At 48.4% G+C, this 17,833-nt stretch carries 14 protein-coding genes; 8 read left to right on the top strand and 6 right to left on the bottom strand.

What is annotated here, in order from left to right; all coding sequences use genetic code 11:
• Positions 1 to 254 (bottom strand): IS200/IS605 family transposase (gene tnpA / locus RCO25_RS10375; protein WP_308996078.1); only part of this gene is annotated, 254 nt, incomplete at its 3' end.
• A gap of 415 nt (positions 255 to 669) precedes the next feature.
• Here tnpA and ytxJ point away from each other — a divergent pair.
• From ytxJ to RCO25_RS10395, 4 genes are all read left to right on the top strand, one after another.
• On the top strand, positions 670 to 1,008 hold the full coding sequence (gene ytxJ / locus RCO25_RS10380) for a bacillithiol system redox-active protein YtxJ (RefSeq protein WP_308996079.1): 339 nt from the start codon (positions 670 to 672) through the stop codon (positions 1,006 to 1,008).
• 489 nt (positions 1,009 to 1,497) lie between these two features.
• Positions 1,498 to 2,745 (top strand): S-layer homology domain-containing protein, encoded by a 1,248-nt coding sequence (locus RCO25_RS10385; RefSeq protein ID WP_308996080.1) that lies wholly within the window; start codon positions 1,498 to 1,500, stop codon positions 2,743 to 2,745.
• Between the two features lie 136 nt (positions 2,746 to 2,881).
• Entirely contained in the window at positions 2,882 to 4,000 is a 1,119-nt protein-coding gene (locus tag RCO25_RS10390) for a stalk domain-containing protein (protein ID WP_308996081.1), read from the top strand.
• Between the two features lie 357 nt (positions 4,001 to 4,357).
• Positions 4,358 to 5,275, top strand: coding sequence for a nucleoside hydrolase (locus RCO25_RS10395; RefSeq protein ID WP_308996082.1), 918 nt, complete (start codon positions 4,358 to 4,360; stop codon positions 5,273 to 5,275).
• 175 nt (positions 5,276 to 5,450) lie between these two features.
• Here RCO25_RS10395 and RCO25_RS10400 read toward each other — a convergent pair whose 3' ends face one another.
• Positions 5,451 to 6,905 carry an amino acid permease gene (locus tag RCO25_RS10400; protein WP_308996083.1) on the bottom strand — a complete coding sequence of 485 codons (1,455 nt, stop codon included), beginning with the start codon at positions 6,903 to 6,905 and terminating at the stop codon, positions 5,451 to 5,453.
• A gap of 174 nt (positions 6,906 to 7,079) precedes the next feature.
• On the opposite strand from RCO25_RS10400, the gene RCO25_RS10405 reads away from it, so the two are divergent.
• The 4 genes from RCO25_RS10405 to RCO25_RS10420 all read left to right on the top strand — a co-directional run bounded on the left by RCO25_RS10405 (position 7,080) and on the right by RCO25_RS10420 (position 11,867).
• Positions 7,080 to 7,694 carry a PH domain-containing protein gene (locus RCO25_RS10405; RefSeq protein WP_308996084.1) on the top strand — a complete coding sequence of 205 codons (615 nt, stop codon included), beginning with the start codon at positions 7,080 to 7,082 and terminating at the stop codon, positions 7,692 to 7,694.
• Between the two features lie 185 nt (positions 7,695 to 7,879).
• Positions 7,880 to 8,596: a winged helix-turn-helix domain-containing protein gene (locus tag RCO25_RS10410; RefSeq protein WP_308996085.1), complete on the top strand. Its 717-nt coding sequence runs from the start codon at positions 7,880 to 7,882 to the stop codon at positions 8,594 to 8,596.
• The gene (locus tag RCO25_RS10415; RefSeq protein ID WP_308996086.1) at positions 8,574 to 10,721 is read left to right on the top strand and encodes a sensor histidine kinase; all 2,148 of its coding nucleotides are present in this window, start codon (positions 8,574 to 8,576) and stop codon (positions 10,719 to 10,721) included. Before RCO25_RS10410 ends, RCO25_RS10415 begins: the two co-directional genes overlap by 23 nt.
• Before the next feature lie 288 nt (positions 10,722 to 11,009).
• Positions 11,010 to 11,867, top strand: a complete 858-nt coding sequence (locus tag RCO25_RS10420; RefSeq protein ID WP_308996087.1) for a hypothetical protein — start codon at positions 11,010 to 11,012, stop codon at positions 11,865 to 11,867.
• Between the two features lie 115 nt (positions 11,868 to 11,982).
• Here RCO25_RS10420 and RCO25_RS10425 read toward each other — a convergent pair whose 3' ends face one another.
• The 4 genes from RCO25_RS10425 to allC all read right to left on the bottom strand — a co-directional run bounded on the left by RCO25_RS10425 (position 11,983) and on the right by allC (position 17,825).
• Positions 11,983 to 13,989: a copper amine oxidase gene (locus RCO25_RS10425; protein ID WP_308996088.1), complete on the bottom strand. Its 2,007-nt coding sequence runs from the start codon at positions 13,987 to 13,989 to the stop codon at positions 11,983 to 11,985.
• A gap of 342 nt (positions 13,990 to 14,331) precedes the next feature.
• Positions 14,332 to 15,207: a hypothetical protein gene (locus RCO25_RS10430; RefSeq protein WP_308996089.1), complete on the bottom strand. Its 876-nt coding sequence runs from the start codon at positions 15,205 to 15,207 to the stop codon at positions 14,332 to 14,334.
• Between the two features lie 108 nt (positions 15,208 to 15,315).
• Positions 15,316 to 16,542 carry a pyridoxal-phosphate-dependent aminotransferase family protein gene (locus RCO25_RS10435; protein WP_308996090.1) on the bottom strand — a complete coding sequence of 409 codons (1,227 nt, stop codon included), beginning with the start codon at positions 16,540 to 16,542 and terminating at the stop codon, positions 15,316 to 15,318.
• Complete coding sequence (allC, locus tag RCO25_RS10440; protein WP_308996091.1) at positions 16,539 to 17,825, bottom strand: allantoate deiminase; 1,287 nt, start codon at positions 17,823 to 17,825, stop codon at positions 16,539 to 16,541. The genes RCO25_RS10435 and allC overlap by 4 nt, the downstream gene beginning before the upstream one ends.
• Between the last annotated feature and the right edge of the window lie 8 nt (positions 17,826 to 17,833).

The raw sequence follows: 17,833 nt of genomic DNA on the forward strand, positions 1-17,833 counted from the left end.
ATGCGCGAAGTGAACCCTTTCAAGTGTTTAACTACACGGTGGATGCCGAACTGCGGGTCGCACTTGATGAGTAGATGGACGTGATCAGGCATGATTTCCATTTCCACAATCTCAGCTCGAAGTTCTTCTGATTTAAGCTGGAACCGTTCTTTTAATCTTGCATCAATAGGAGGTGTTAGAACTTTGCGTCTATATTTTGGACAAAATACAACATGGTACTTACAGTCAAATGCTGCATTGTGATTACTTTCCACTTCTCCCTGTGATATCGATTCATTCCAAGAAAATTATACCATAAAACAGTAGATCTAATGTCGGGTGATTAAGGCGGCTTTAGCTGCCCTTCACCCGAAGCACCTTACATCCCCATAGCTAAAGCAAGGGGTTTTTCGGCGCTAAATTATAAAAGCTATCATCCATTTCTTCATCGTTCGTACTCCCTGCTTATGCGTCTTCCCATATAGACATAGCACCATCCCTTTTTATTATTGGATAATGTACCCCTAGACGTATTCATGTAATCGTACCGTTTCATATTTTACGCATCGACGGTCGCGAGAAGTGCCCGCTGCAATTCGACTAAAGATGACTTTACATCGGAAAAAGAGCTATAATACAGATACAGCTGTAACAATCATCTGCACAGCAGAATAAAAGGAGTGTTCCCCTATGTCATACAAAGAAATCACATCCATTGAAGAATGGAACAACGTTTATGATGCTTCTGCTACTCGTCCGCTTGTCGTGTTCAAGCACAGCACAACATGCCCGGTTAGCGCGAACGCTTATACAGAATTCAATCAATACCTTGAGGGCAAACCAAGAGAAGACGTTGATTATGTGCTTGTAAAGGTCATTGAGTCGCGTCCTGTATCTAACCAAATCGCAGAAGATACATCCGTGAAGCATGAGTCGCCGCAAATTATGTTTATCGAGAAAAAAGAAAAGGTATGGTCCGCTTCCCACTGGTCCATTACAAAAGCTCATATCACAGCGGTTCTCGACTAGACATCTAGCCGCATTTCCCGTACTAAGCGGAGGCTGTTCTAAAGGTTGATAGCCTTTCAGAACAGCCTCTTCATTTTAAATAGGGGGAATCCACAATTCCACTTGGATTCCGGCGTTCAACGACATGATGCGCATCGCTTCTATCTTAACAAGAAAATTATTATCGCCGGTTACCATTTTCATAAAAATATTTAAGAATTAACTTGACGCTTATTCAGTTTGGTCACTTAGTAACCGAAATTTATACTCTCTTATATTTGAACAAAAGGCTGCCTCCCGGCAGCCTTTTTGTGTTTCAACTGCAGTTAATCTTCGCCACCGCAAATGCTAATTCCGCGTCAAAAAAACCATCCGCACAAAGACTCCCGGCATTTAGAACTACATTCCAGAAAAACGTCATGCCATTTAGCCCATTCTCAATAACGCATAAATATGGTTATCTAGAGAATGTCGGAATATATCGTTTTTTATAATTTAGGGGGATATTTTATGAAGCGTTTCGCGCTTATCACAATGGTCATCACCGTTTTTTGGGCAGCACTTTCGGGATCGCCCGCAAATGATCACGTAACGGCTGCAGCCTCAGCGCCGATATTCAAAGATATTAAAGGTCATTGGGCGGAGAAAACGATCGGCGATATGGTAAAACAAGGGATTTTAGACGGATATCCGGACGGGACCTTCCGCCCACAGGAGCCGGTGAAAGTAGACCAATTTATCAAAATGCTCGTGCTTTCGTACACCGACCTGCATCAAAACGGTTCACGGAGCTGGAACTCGCAGTTCCTTCAATCGCTTACTGAGGAAAATCAAGCGATTCTGAAGCAGGATTACCGATATTTCGACTTTAAACCAAGTTCGGCCGGGTACTGGGCCAAGCTTTATATTGACGTAGCAAGCGATCTTCATTTCCTTAATAAGAGTAGATACAACGATTTTCAAGCCGATATGACGCGTGAGAACGTGGCTGAGATTATTTATTATACGCTTCAAGAAACGGAATTTCTTGAAGACGGCTTGTTCGGCCAGAAGATGGCCCAAGCCTACGGCGACCTTATGGGCGCCTCCGAGCGTGAACAGAAATTCATTGCCGAGACGCTTGTGAAGGGCATCATGCAGGGGTATCCGAACGGCTTCTTCGGCGTCGGGGATAAGGTAACTCGTGCAGAATCGCTGGTCATCCTTAACCGCCTCACCGATAAATCGAAGCGTTTAGCCATAAAAGTATCACCTGAGAAGCTGGAGCGAATCGTCCCAACCGTTGGCGGAGGCAAAAAAATCATTGTTTTCCCGGACAAACGGATGTGGGATGCCTATGAATCCCTCCTGCTCGCGGGACAGCTGCGCGGCTCGAATCATGATCTATACGAAACAACGCTGCGTCTGTTCAAAGATCAAGCCGAGAAGGACAGCGTCCTTAACCGGACGTCCGGTTCTTCTTCCATCAATGAAGAGGCGGCTGTCTGGCTCGATCCGCAGTACAACACCTACGGCATCACTGTTAGGCTTCGCGATGGCACGCTCGCCCGCAACAAAGAGGTGGTCGAGCAATTCACCAACCAACTGTTCGGCTATAACGCATCTGCGTTCAAAGAGCTCTTCAACGATATTTGCAAGCGTGTTGAAGCAGGCGCCAAGGTAGCATCCCAGCAAAAACTAATCGGCACCGATAATGTCAATATTCAAGTAGACACAGCAGCAAAGACGGTGATTTTCTCGATCGCAACAAAAAAATAAAGCAATCCCATGTTTAAACAGGCTGCTCCTCGGTTAATGACTAGGAGCAGCTTGTTTATTTAGCAATCCTTCTGCAACATTCGATTCGCGGGTGCGTCTATGCAGCTATCGACAATATGAAGAGGAGGAATACGGTATGACACCAATCCAAATCAAACAAAATAAGAGCTTGAAACGAAAAAGAAGGCTTGCAGCAGCACTTGCTGCTTCCATGCTTCTTTCAACGGCGCCAGCGGCAGGCTTGCTCCCCGGGGCAGGATCCGCTGCAGCCGCTGCAGCCATGTTAAATGTCGTCTCCCAGCCATTCTTAATTGACGGTATGCGCACAGACGTGCCCACAGCGATCGTCGATGGTGAGACCTACATCAGCCTGCGTGCGCTTAATGAAAAGCTGGGCCTTTCAACAAGCTGGGATGCCAAGACAAGATCGGCCGTTGTCACCGGACGCAACCGTGTTCTCATAGCGTCTCCGGTCAATGGCAGCTATGAGCTTAACGGCCAGCGCGTATACGGCAGCCAAGCGATTTTGAATAACGGCTCGACCTTTCTGCCGCTTCGCTTTCTGCTGGAACGAATGGGCTATGTCATTTCCTATGACGCCAAAACGCGCACGGTAGCCATTCAGACCATCAAAGAGAACAAACTTAACTTTGCTACAAAAACGATCAGCAAAGTAACGGAGAAACAATCGCTGCTTATTCATTACCCCGTCATCTCCGGGTATGAGAACGACGAAGCCCAGAGCAAGGTCAATGCCTTCTTAAAAAGAGAAGCTGAAGCCTTCGCGGTCTCCGGACAGCAGTCCCTTACCCAAGCTGCGCAGGAGAGTGAAAAATTACAATCGGATAATCCCGATATCGATTACCCGCCGGTAGCCTATGAAGGGAATTACACCATCACCTATAACGAACAGGATAAGCTCAGCCTCTATGTCGATTATTATATCGACCTCGGCGGCGCACACGGCACAACCGTACGCGTTCCCTATACATTCGATTTAAAAACAGGCGAGACGGTGTCTCTGAAGGAGGCCGCTGGCGGCAATGCCGATTACGTAACCATAATCAATCAATCGATTAATGCGCAAATTAAGGCGAGAAAGCTTGATCTGATCAGTCCATTCGAGGGCATCAAGCCGGATCGCCCCTTCTACCTCAGACATGGCGCGATCGTCATCACCTTCGAGCAATATGAGTATACCGCTTACGCACTGGGTATGCCGGAATTCACGATACCTTTCAGGGCGTTTGAATAGCGAGCGCATCAGTTAATAGCAAAATAAACCCAGCTGGCGATCTGAAGTGCACCCCTTATAGTAGACATTGGAAAAACCCATGTGGGAAACCGATGGTACTATAAGGGTAATTCGATTTTACAATAATGAACGAATCCAAATTAAATTAAAAAAGCAGACGCCAATTGAGTATCGACTACAATTTACAGCATGAGTGTTAGACAAAAATCAAATGTTAGAATTGGACTTCATTAAGCTAACGGGCAGGATAGTTGAAATAAAAATTCTAAAAAAAACTACACATAAAGCTGAAAAATATTCATTTATATGTTTTCAATTACATGATATTTTTTAGAAAACGAATAAGGTGTGGATAAAATGAAGATGCCGTTTGAAGTACCAGAAAAGAAACAAATTCGTGTTATCATTAATTCGGATGCTAAATGTGAGGCCGATGATCAATATGCAATCGTGCACGCAATTTTATCCCCGCGTCTGCAAATAAAAGGATTAATCGGAGCACATTTCGGTACACGAAGTGCAACAGGTGCGGAAGATTCCTATCAGGAAATCCTACATGTGCTAGATCTAATGGGTTTGAGCGAGAAGTATAAAGTTGTCAAAGGAGCTAACCATAAAATACCGAATATACTAACACCTGTGCCTTCTGAGGGCGCTAATTTGATCATAAAAGAAGCGATGAAGGATGATTCACTTCCCCTATTTGTAACATTCCAAGGGCCATTAACCGATCTAGCATCGGCTTATTTGCAAGAACCGCGAATCGCAAATCGCTTAACTGCCGTTTGGATTGGCGGTGGAACTTATCCGAATGGTGATACTGAATTTAACTTATCTAATGACATCGAAGCAGCCAAAGTCGTATTCGACTCGCCAATACCGTTGTGGCAGGTCCCGAAAAACGTTTACGATATGGTTCGTGTTGGTTTGGCAGAATTGGCCGTCAAGGTTAGACCGCATGGAGAAATTGGCCGCTACTTATATGAATATCTCATTCAGCACAATATAAAAAACGGCAATCGACCTCAGTGGCCGAAAGGGGAAATATGGGTTCTTGGCGACTCCCCTGCAGTCTCTTTACTACTTGACGATCAAGTATTCGACTATGATCTCATTGAAGCGCCTGAAATAACTTCAGAAATGGGATATAGGCACAAACCGGGAAATCGCAAGATACGGGTATACCGGAGTGTGGATTCGCGTTTTATATTAGAGGACTTCTACGCAAAATTGGAATTATTTATAAACTTTAATCAAGGTGAAGTTATGCAGTAAAATCTAATGAAGTAAATTAAGCTAACGAGGAACGTTAGTTCAATCATTGAAGCAGCAAACCAATTCTGGTCTGCCGCTTTCATTAAATAGTTCAGTTCATAGGGCTTTTTTCATTGTCTACAATATTGGGGCTTGACCAATCGCCTGCTGGGTTTTGTTTGTTTGTAAGGCGCCCCTATTCCTCCGGTTCCAGCTCGCATTCTGCCAGCGTGAGCATTCGGGTGCGATGCTTCCATTTGTGTCCGATGAATATAGCAAGAAACAGCGGAATGCCGACATAAGACGCAATAATATAGGCCCAATCGATTCGTCCGTCATGCAGCGCCCCAATGAATTGCCCACCGATCACCACAATGCAAAGAAGCATAGCAAGGATCGGTCCAAAAGGAAACCATTTGGCGAGATAAGCCAAATCCTCCAACTTCCGTCCTTGGTAGATGTACGCTTTGCGAAAGCGATAGTGACTAATCGCAATACCGAGCCAGACGATAAAGCCGGACATCCCTGAAGCATTAAGCAGCCACACATATACAACCCCGTCGCCGAAAAAAGAAGCCAAAAACGCAAGCATGCCCAGCGCTCCTGTGGCGATCAGCGAAGCAACCGGTACCCCGCGTTCATTCAGCCGCGCGAGAATACGCGGCGCCTTGCCTTCCTTCGCAAGCACCCATAGCATGCGCGTGGAAGCATACATACCTGAATTGCCTGCGGACAAAACAGACGTCAGAATCACCGCATTCATAATGGAGGCGGCAACCGCAAGCCCCGCTTTCTCGAAAATAATCGTAAACGGGCTAGTCGAAATATCCCCGCTCGCCAGCTGTTCGTTCGAATACGGGATCAGCATGCCGATCAGCAGGATCGCCAAGATGTAGAATAAGAGGATGCGCCAAAAAATTGAACGGATCGCACGGGGAATATTTTCGCGCGGATTCTCGCTTTCCCCGGCCGTCACCCCGATCAGCTCCGTCCCTTGAAACGAGAAGCCCGCCGCCATAAACACGCCTAACGTGGCTAGAGAACCTGCGGGAAACGGATTATCCGTCAGATTGCTTATGCCTACGGCTTGTCCGTTCCAAATGCCGATCACCATCAATAAGCCTATCGCGATAAAGATAATAACCGTGATGATCTTGATCATCGCGAACCAATATTCCGACTCTCCATAGCCCTTAACAGATAGGAGGTTAAGGCCCAGCATTAGTAGCAGAAACAGAGCGCTCCACAAAATAGAGGGACTGTTCGGAAACCAAAATTTCATAATAAGCGTAGCAGCCGACAGCTCCGCGGCGATCGTAATCGCCCAGTTGTACCAATAGTTCCACCCCAGCGCAAAGCCGAGCGAGGGGTCGACAAACCGGGTCGCATAAGTACTGAAGGTCCCCGACACCGGCATATAGGTAGCCATTTCCCCCAAGCTCGTCATGAGAAAATAAACCATGACTCCAATCAGCGCATAGGCAAGCAGCGCGCCTCCCGGCCCCGCGGAGTGAATAGCACCGCCGCTTGCGAGGAAGAGCCCCGTACCGATAGAGCCTCCCAGCGATATCATCGTCATATGCCGAGCCTTCAGCCCCCTGCGCAGCGAGCTCGAACCTTCCTTTTGTTTACTCAGAGCGCAACACTCCATTCTCCACCATGATTCGAATCGTAAGCATATTTATCCTTTCCACAGTTTGCTGAAATTTCCGTTTTTTATCCATTTGTTCCAATCGAAATCCTACAATCGAACTAACATAAATGCCAAATTCTAATATATAATGAGTAAGTATGAAATCGATGCGATTATGAAAGGAATGGTACGATGTTTGGAAAATTAGCTGCAGATGCGCTCGGATTAAGCGATATTGGCGCGATTATTAAGCCTGAAGATTTCAGCAAGGCCGATTCTGACGACTATGTCATGCATGAGGATAACGAGAAGATCTATTTTCTGATCAAATCGAAAACCGATGAATATTGCTTTACGAATCTCGCTCTCATCCATTTGGACGGCACAAGCGCACTGAGCAAGAAGCGCACGCTCAAGCGTTATTCATACAGCGCTAATCAGATTTCGCAGGTTGCGCTCGAAACAGCAGGCACCGTAGATCTTGACGTTGAAATCAAGTTCACGATCGGCTCCGTACCTTTCTCAATCGACGTAAACAAGAAGCATATCGAAGAGCTTAAAGACCTGTACAAAGCTCTTATCAAAATTTCCGAAATTACCCGCGAGAATGAAATCTCACTTGAATACGCAAGACGCAGTCTTGATCTCGCATCCACTACGCTGCAGCAAATCCATAAAGGCGATTTCAATGTTGTCGAGCAATTCGACGGCCTGAACAAATCCGCTTTCAACTGGCTGGTCAACACGCATAAGCAATATCGCGTGAAGGACTTTGGCGCGATTTTCGAGCGTTATATTAACAATTAATTTCGAATGCGAATTAGGATTACGATCGAAGCAGATCAGCTGTTATAAGCTGGTCTGCTTTTTTATTTGGGCATGGCAGCGTTTTATGTTATATAACCTTACATTAATATTGCACAAACCTTACTTTCACGTATATATTAAATGAAAGAGTGACGTTTATATCCCATGCAAAGAGGTGAACCGACTTGCCAGGAGAACTCATATTAACCGTAGACGATGAAGTTAGAATCGGCGAGCTGGTCGGCATGTATTTGTCCAAGGACGGCTTTCGCCATTTGAATGCAACAAGCGGAAAACAAGCGATCGAGTTGATTGAAAACGAGGAACCCGCGCTCATCGTACTCGATGTTTTATTGCCCGATATGGAAGGTTATGAGCTTTGCGCCAGGCTGCGCCAAACGACGGATGTCCCCATTGTATTTCTCACCTGCAAGGACACTGAAATCGACAAGGTGGTCGGGCTAAGCGTAGGCGCGGATGATTATGTCAGCAAGCCCTTCAGCCCGATCGAGCTGGTCGCTCGAATTAAAGCACAGCTGCGCCGCAACCGAATCGTCTATAAACGGCAATCCGAAGCCATCCCCTCAACGATCATTTCGTCCGCGCATGTCCAGCTGCGCATCGACGCGCATGAGGTTTATGTGGATGGCAAACGAATCGAGCTTTCCGCGAAGGAGTTCCAGCTTCTCGCTTACCTCATGCAAAACGCACGCCAAGTGCTTACAGCCGAGCGCTTACTGACTCATATTTGGGGATACGAAAGCAACCTTGACACCAAAACCCTTCAAGTGCACATCGGGCATTTACGTAAAAAAATCGAGATAAACCCCTCATCTCCATTGCGCATCAAAACCATACGCGGCATTGGATACAAGTTCGATGAACCCATTAAAGAGCATTAGAGCACTTCTTCGGCCGCGCACCTTTGCTTTTCAGATGCTTGCAGCCATGCTGACCGTCTCCCTTATCCCGCTTTTGCTATTATCCGTATTCGCCGGACAAACGGTAACCTCACAGCTCAATCACTTCAATGAGCTGAATACCGCTTTAATCGAAAAAAATTACATAAGCATGTACGAAGCCAATATTGAAGAGCAGGTCCGTGCCATCGATACCGAGCTTCGGCTTGTCGAGGATGCAGTCCTGCTCTCCAAAGCGCTCGCCGAATCTATATTTTCAGCAGATAGCAGCAAAGATGTACAGCCCATTGCCTTTAGCTATGACCCGGAGAAGAAAAGGTTTACCGATGCGCATTCCGATGGCATGGGGGTCATTTCCATTCGAACAGATAACCCGCTCCAGTATCCATCGCCGGAGCAGGCTTACGACCTGGCGCTGAGCAAGGCTTTGTTCCCGCTGTTCCAATCGGAATCCTCGCGGAAGCAAAATATCGTATCGATGTATTATATCCATCCGAAATCCGGTTCCTTTTATTATCCGGAATATACAGGTCAGGATTCCGACGCGCTGCCAAAACCTATCAACGAGCTCACATCGTATAACTTCTATTCCGACGCCCTGAACGTCAGGCCAAAAAAGAATCAGGTGGCATGGACGAAACCATACCTCGATATCACGCCAAGAGGCTGGATGTTTACCGCGACAACGCCTGTTTATGATGAGAACCGCGTACTCAGAGGCGTGGTTGCCGCCGATGTGACGATTGAACGTTTCGTAAATAACGTGCTCAATACGAGATTCGGAGACGAGGACGGCATCGCGCTGCTGCTCGATACCGATCATGAGCTCATTGCCGCCCAGCGGCATGGCGAAAGTGAAATTGAGCAGCTCGACCTAGCCGCCCTCTTCAGCAAGGAAACATTAAACAGCTTCCGCAGCATGCAGCTCAGCGGGCAGCAGAAGGTCGTATTCAGCCGCGCTATCCCGTCTACGAATTGGATACTCGGCTATATCATTCCGGAAAACAAGCTCCTTGAGCCGATTCATTCCGCTACGGAGCAACTCTCTTCTCAAACAGGCAAGCAGCTCATCATTCAGTTGTCCCTGCTTGGTTTCGTCGCCGTCGCTCTATGCATTCTGCTTTCTTTCTATTTGCGCTCAAAGGTTTCAAGACCCGTCAATCTGCTCGCTGGCGCATTCGCCGAAATGGGCGAGGGCCAGTTCACTTCTGCCCTCAACGATACACGGACGTTGGAATTCAATCAGCTGCTGCGTTCCTTCAATCGTATGTCGCACAAAATTCGCGAGCTCATGGAGCAGCAGACCGAGCTTAACCAACAGCTCGAGCATAAGGTCGAGCTGCGCACGGAAGAGCTGCGTGACATGAATAACGAACTGGAAGCGCGCGTAGATGAACTCCTGCGATTAGAGCATTGGCGCAAGGAGCTGTTCATGAATATTTCGCATGATTTGAAGACACCGATTACATTAATCCGCGGTTATATAGAGGCGATAAATGACGGGACGATTAGCGGAGAGGATACGGGTATCTTTTTGCGCAGAATCTATGAGGACATCCAAACCATTAATCAGTTCGTTCGCAACCTAAACGAACTGAGCTTATTGGAGACCCGGCAGCTGGAAGCCAAATTTACCGTTTTTGCAGCGGATGCTTTCTTCCAGGACATGGTCAAGAAATGGGAGGCTTACATGAAGCTGGGACAGCGTCCCTTCCAGACGAGGCAGCTCACAAACGGCGGCCGATTACGGGGCGATCCCCATCTCATCAGCCGAATTATCGACAACCTAATTGATAATGCCATGAAATATTCAGAGGCTGGCAGCCCCATCGCCTTTACCCTTGAACTCACAAATCATGATGCGGTCTTCCGCGTCATGGATAGCGGAGCAGGCATACCGGAGGATGCGCTACCTTATGTATTCAACTCCTTTTATCGAGTAGATAAGTCAAGAAACAGCGGCATACCAGGGAGCGGACTCGGCTTATCGATCGCCAAGGAAATTGCCGACATTCATGGCGGCCAGCTTACGGTTATACCTAATGATCAGAGCGGCCGCGGCTGTATTTTTTCGCTAACATTGCCGCTATTGGATGATTTACATTAATGCTATATCTAATACGTAATAGCCGCGGGCGGATGTCTGATCAAAGATTTAATGAAATAAGCTTAGTTTCGGTCAATAACCGAACCGCTGAGATGAAGCTCGGTAACTGTCGGGCTGTTGAAGTCAGTGATCGGCGTAGTAATAGACTCTTAACGCTAATATTGGTCGGGAATGAAGAAAACACGTTATCATCTAATTTTAAATTATGGAAACTTTTCCCTGAATTAACGCGTCTAAGCATATACTATGCGGTTGGGATTGAAGAATATCCATAAGGGAGTGAGTGTTATGAATATAATTAAAAAATCGATAAGTCTTGCCCTCTCCATCTCGATTGTGGTCGCGACGACTGCAGCATGCAGCAAAGAGGAAACTCCGAGACCATCAATTACGCCCGAGAGCACTGAACCGCAGAAGGTTGCTGATGAACCGAAGGAAACAACATCATTGGAGGAGGCGTCAACCAACGAAGATCCATCGCTGGAGAGCATCGCCACCAAGGATGCAGAGAACTACCTCGATGCGCTGAAGAAGGAAGATTTACAGTTATTGTCCAGCTTAATGGCGCACGCGGAAAATGAATATACCCCTGAAACGATGAAGATCAGCATCGAAGGATTTCGGCTGCATTTCGACACGTTGACGGACCTGAGGCTATCTTTTGAATCCAATGAGCAGAATGAAGATTATTTTATAGAAAATTTCTTGATTACCGGCATGAAGAAAGGGGAAGTACGTTCCGTTCCTTTTCAAATAAAGTACTCCAAGAGTAACGGAACCCCTGCTGCACAAGATGATGATCATCGCGAGCCTTTGTACGTTTCTCCACTGATCGATCAGTACCCTCATGTCATTAGTGAAACGGAAAGGTACTTACAAGCCATACTCCAGGAAGATGCGGAGAGTTTAATTTTGCATCTGGGTTTATATAATCAAACAGAGGAAGACAAAGCCACAGTTCGCAACTTGCTTAAAGCTTATGGAGAGCAATTGGACCTAACGACTACGAAGGCCATACCTGTAAATTATAATGAGGAAAAGAAGCTATTTCTAATCGACTTTCAGGATAAAAAGGAAAGCTCTCACCGTATTCAAGTGGATGCCGATACATCGACAATCACAGACGACTGGGCTTCAGATCAATGAGATAACGACTTCTATGTAACATCGCAATAACAACCAGGATGGTTTCAAATCGGAAAAACAGTCCGTTCATCTGCCACAGCGGCAAATAAAGGGACTGTTTTTTTAGCTATTTTTTTTACTCTACCTTATTCAAATCCAGCGTCGGCGTCTCGTTAAAGAAATTGAACGGTTTAATCATGGCCGTGACCCACTCCGTAGGCATAATCGGGAATTCCTCTGCCCTCATGACATGCGTCGTTCCTGTCGTCAGCCACACGACCGTATCCTTGTTCTCGATGCTGCGGTTTTGCTGCGTCCAGAGCCCAAGCCCGGTATCTTTATTATGTGTCGTATACTTGCCTTCGGAATACTGTTCTTCCTTCTTGTAAGGCGTTACCCAAATATGATGATTAATAAATTCCGCACGCTTTAGGACATAATCCGTTTTGGTAAACAGCGGCTCCTCCATAAAGGGATGAGTGCCGCCTGCATAAGGCATAACCTGGTAGCCCGTTGCGTAGCCCAGCTTGTTTTCCTTGCTCGTATTCGTCACGAGAACTATTTTATCCGGATCAAACTTCTGAATGGCCTCTTGCTCCAGCTTGTAGGTCTTCTCCACCGTAATCATTTCGCTGCGGGCAAATTCCGGATTTTTAACCGATATGGCCTTCGGCAAAATCTCCCCGACAGAGTTGGACTCGCCGTCCACGTCCAAATCCAGCCTGTAGCTGAAAATATGCTGATGCGTCGGTGCGACAATGTTTGCATCCACCAGCTTGCCATTGCGGGTATCACTTACTGCTGTCTTATCATCCATCGTCTTCGTGTTGACGGCTTTGACCTGAGCAAGACCCGTTGCTCCCGCCATAAGCTTAATCGAACCGTTCTGCAGGAATACCCAGTCAAGCACGTAATCATAGTTGCCGATTGTAGCGATTGCGCGCAGCACCAGCTCGCGGCGCTCTCTCGCTTCGCCGTTATGCGACCATTCCGGATCCGCGTAACGCTCGAACAAAGCAAATGAATTTTTAATGACCTGCGCCTTGCCTTCCGTGTTATTGATGGCTGCATCGAATAAAGTCGCGTTCTTCGGCACATCGGACCCGATATTAAGCGGCCGAGTCGATAAACCGACGCCGTACTCGCCGGCATCCATAAATATTTTGTACAGCCAAGCAGCGTCCGGGTCGCCATATGGAACCATCATGCCGCCGAGACCGCCTTCATACATGATTTTGCGTTTGTTCCCGTTCTCCGTATAGGAAACGGTCGAAACCATCGGCCCTACGCGGGGATCAAGGCGGAAGTGGAACTTCCAGTTTTGCCAATCAACCATGGTTCCTTTTACCGAGAAGCTTGCGCCCTTCGGCTGGCTGATGATAAGCGGCTTAATCTCGTCCGTCCGCTTCGTCTTGATCACCTTCGTATAATCATTCGGATCGGTTGGAACCGGAGGATTGCCGGATTCGTAAATTTTAACTACTTTTTTGGCATTCAGATCTACTAGGAAGGCTAGACCGTCCATGGGATGCGCGAAGCTGTTAACCGCACCCTCAATCTTCGGACGCGGAACCGACATGGCAAGCCGTGATCCCGGCGGGGTCAGCTCTGGGCCGTAGTCGCCTAGCGGTCCATCCGCAAAGGACACTTTGCTGAGGTCCGTAATGCCATGCCTTGCGAGAGCGGCTACCGCCTCCTTATCTTTTTCAACGATCGCTTCCGATTGGCCCCATTCCGTATAGAAAGGCCAGCCCTCCTTCACTTCTTTCCAATACACCACTTTATCCGTATCCAGATTCACCGTTCCTTCGTACGGCTTGTTTCCTTTAATGAGCGTGAAAGTCGCTTCCCTAATTAGCTTAGCTCCGCCCGCATCATCCCAAGCCCATACCTTCTGCTTATCCGGCTCCTCCAGCTTAATTTCAGAGAAGTACATTTCCTTGCTGCCATATTGCGATTTGCGGATAATAGCGGCTGCTTCTTCGATCTCTTGCGGGCTTAACGGATTAAGCGGATGGTATACGATCTTGTCGATCTCTGCCGCGCTCAATCGGCCTAGCCCAAGCGCACCCGGAAAAATATTAATTGAAGCGATAACGACGGATGCTGCAATAACGGATACGATCAGCTTTTTCTTTCTCATAGTTTCCCTCCAATTATAATTTCTCTCTAAGTCATTTTCCCTTAGTGATGTTACATACTCTAACATGCGAAGGTAATGAAATAAGGCCGAAAAGGTAAAGGCAAATTAATATATTTCCCTGTTTTGGGTAAAGCTTTTTATCGGTTCTAGCGTAAACGGCTATCGTTGACTTTTGGCGGCATAAGCTCGTTTCGCGGCGAAATATTTGAACCCCGATTTGTGGGTAAACTTATAAATTCATATGTATTAAAAAAAGCCTACCCGAGAAAGCTGGGTCCCCCGCTTCCCCAAGGAACCCGAGACTCACTTTCGCAGATAGGCATTCGCCAATCGCTTATTAAATTAGATTTTAACGACAAACGGCACCACAACCGTCTCACCCTTGCGCTGAAATTGTCCCCAAATTTTATACAGCCCGCTCGACGGGAAGCTTACGCCAAATACCGCTTGCGGCCCCTTAGACGCCCAATTAAGCGGATGGATGTGAATAAACTGCTGCATTGATTGATCAATTGCAACGACATGCCCAACTGCGCCGAGGTACAGCTCCAAATCGTCTATCGGCTCCCCCGTTTTCACATCGGTAAACGTATAGGCCATGCTTAGCTGCGTCTGCGGCAACGGCTCTTCGGCGAATGTAAGCTCCACCTGCATGCCGTTAACCTGGGCAACCAATGTTTCACTCGGCATCAAGATCGACGGTGCAGGCAGCTCGCCCCGTACACTTACCTCGCCTATGCGCGTCAGCTCGTTCATCCCTTTAGGCAAAAAATCCGCATACAGCTTATACGCACCACCTGCAGGAAAGACAATCGGAAGCTCGAATATTCCCTGGCCTTTATACACGGGGTGAACATGCTGGAACTGCTGCAGATCCCCGCTTACGACAATGAGATGAAGAAGCTTCTCGTTTGTGACCTCAAAATCCTCGATCAACTTGCCATTTCCGCTGCTAACTGTCAAGGAAAGCAGCGACGGAGCACCCGCGACCGGCCCGCCTTGCGGCCAAGCCAGCTGTATCCGCACGTCTTTCTCCGCCGCCGATTCCATTCCCGGACCCGCATGCCGATGCGCAAGTGACAAGGCATACGGATCAAGAAAAGGGTCAGACAAATCACCTGAAGCATTCGAGCGGTTCACTCCTTGCAGCAGGAACGCCGCCATTAAAGCAAGCAGCAATAGCGTCATCATAATGGTCCACTTGTACTTTACCAGCATACCTATGCCCCCACCCTCGTAAATTCACTATGAGGTTATTGTAGCGGTCGCGGGTAAAAGTAAAGCAGCAGCAAAGTAAAGTTAAAGTAAAGTCTTTGTGAAATATGCCTACATGCCATAGAAATCCATTGCGGCTTGCAGCCCCTTGCCCGCTTCAAGCTTGTGCCCGTGGCGCAGCAGCACGGCCTCCAGAGCGCCAAGCGTTAGGAGCACATTGCGTTTGCTGCAGCTGTAGCCCATTGTGCCAATGCGCCATATTTTCCCCTTCAAGGGCCCGAAGGAGCTTGCGATTTCGATGCCGTAATGGTCCAGCAGCATGGAGCGAACCGTTTCTCCGTCTACGCCGGCAGGTATTACAATGCAGGTAACGACGGTCATTTTGCAGGAAGGGTCGCCGTATAACTGCAGGCCCATCGCCTCTAAACCGGCGATTAACGCGCCTTCATGCTCGCGGTGCCGGGCAAAACGCGTTTCAAGTCCCTCTTCCAGCACGAGGCGCAGACCCTCGCGCAGCGCATAAAGCATCGAGGTCGCTTCCGTATGATGGTTCAACCGCGCCGGGCTCCAATAGTCCTGAAGCTGGCTCAAATCGAGGTAGTTGCTCTGAATCGGGCGAAGCAGCGGATCATCCTCGCCATCAGCGAGCAGCAGCCCTCTCTCGATTCTTTTGCGGCTTTGCAGCTTGGCCTCCGCCCGTTTATTGTACGTAATCGGAGCCATGCCTGCCGGTACGGACAAGCATTTCTGCGTGCCGCCGATTATCGCATCAATAAGCAGCCGGTCCGTCGCTACTTCAATTCCGCCAATCGTGGCAACAGCATCCACGACGAACAACGCATCCGCCTCTCTGCATGCCTGCCCAATTCCCTCGAGCGGCTGCATGCGTCCGGTCGATGTCTCGCCATGAACAAGAGCCACCAGCTTAGGCTGATGCTCCCTTATCGCACTCACGATTTCCTCCGCCGAGAACACGCTGCCCCATTCCTTTTCCAGCGTTACAACGACCGCTCCGCAGCGTTTAGCGATTTCCGTCAATAAATGCCCGAATCTGCCGTAAATCGGCACAAGCACCTTATCCCCCGGCTCAATTAATCCAACGAGTACGGCTTCGATGCCAGACCTCGACGTCCCGTCCACCGGAAATGCCCACTCGTTCTCCGTCTTGAAAAGCAGCCGCAGCATGCCCATCGTTTCATTCATTAAGGCCGTGAATTCCGGATCAAATTGTCCAAGTATCGGATAAGACATCGCCCGCAGCACGCGCGGATCTACTTCAACCGGCCCCGGCGTCATAATCGTGCGCGGCGATGGCGCTAGATCCTTATAAGTCTTCATAATTCTTCCCCCTCATAGCCTAGTCGATAAAGCAGCTCCGTCAGAACAAGCACCCCAACCGCAAGCTCTTGCGGCTCCGTATATTCCTCGGGCGAATGCGAAATTCCGCGCCTGCTCGGCACGAACAGCATGGCAGTCGGACAAATATGTTCGAACATCTGGGCATCATGCCCTGCACCGCTGATCATGCGTTTGGAGGAAATAGACAGGCTTCCGCATACATCATCCAGATGTCCTTTAAGACTTTCATTCATCGGCACCGGTTCTTCCCGAAACCATTCCGTACCCTGAAGCTCCAGCTGGCGCTCACCCGCAATTGACGCAAATTCCTGAAGCACCCAGCGGCAAAAGCTATCCAGCGCTTGCTCGTTGGCATGACGCGCATCCACCGTAAAAATCACTTTGCCCGGCACGACATTCGGCACATTAGGCTGCACCTGCAGTCTGCCGACCGTTGCCACAAGCGGTGAGCCCAGACGAATCGTCTCCTGGCGGAGCGCTTGAATCATCATGCTCACACCCTCAAGCGCATCTCTTCGCATATGCATCGGGGTCGTTCCCGCATGATTGGATTCGCCGATCACCTCAAACTTCAGCCTGCGCTGACCGGCAATCGTGTCGACCACACCGATCGCGATTCCCTCTTTCTCGAGCACAGCCCCTTGCTCAATATGAACCTCGATAAAGGCGCCGATATCATGGCGGCGGCTGTCCCTGGCCGTCCCTTCGCCAAAGCCGCAGCGATGCATCGCATCCGCAAAAAACACTTCATTCAAATCCTGAAGATGGACAATTTGCTCAAAATTCCGTTTGCCGACAACGCTTCCTGAGCCCCAATAAGCCATCGGAAACCGGCTTCCTTCCTCTTCGCAGAGCGACACGATTTCTAGCGTTCGCTTCGGCTTACCGTAAGTCTTCTGCAAATAATCCAGCGCGAGCATGCCCGCCGCAATACCATAGGCCCCGTCATAAATCCCGCCCTGCACGACGGTATCGATATGAGAGCCCGTTATAATAGAAGGCGCATCCAAATCCTCGCCTTGTAATTTCCCAAATAAGTTGCCTACGTTATCAAATTCCGTGGATAACCCATAGCTCGCCATTTTAGCGGAAAGCGCCTGCTGCGTCTCCAGCCATCCCTCCGTATAAAGCAGCCGCGTAATGCCGCCTTCCTCATCCGGGCTAAACGAGGCCAGCCAGTTCAAAACCTGCATAACCTGCGTTTCAAAATGCGATAACATCCGCTCCTTCTCTTGCGGTGAGAGACGCAAACCTCGCTCCATAGCTGTTC

It is taken from the genome of Paenibacillus sp. LHD-38, from assembly GCF_031157315.1.
Taxonomy (GTDB): Bacteria; Bacillota; Bacilli; order Paenibacillales; family Paenibacillaceae; genus Pristimantibacillus.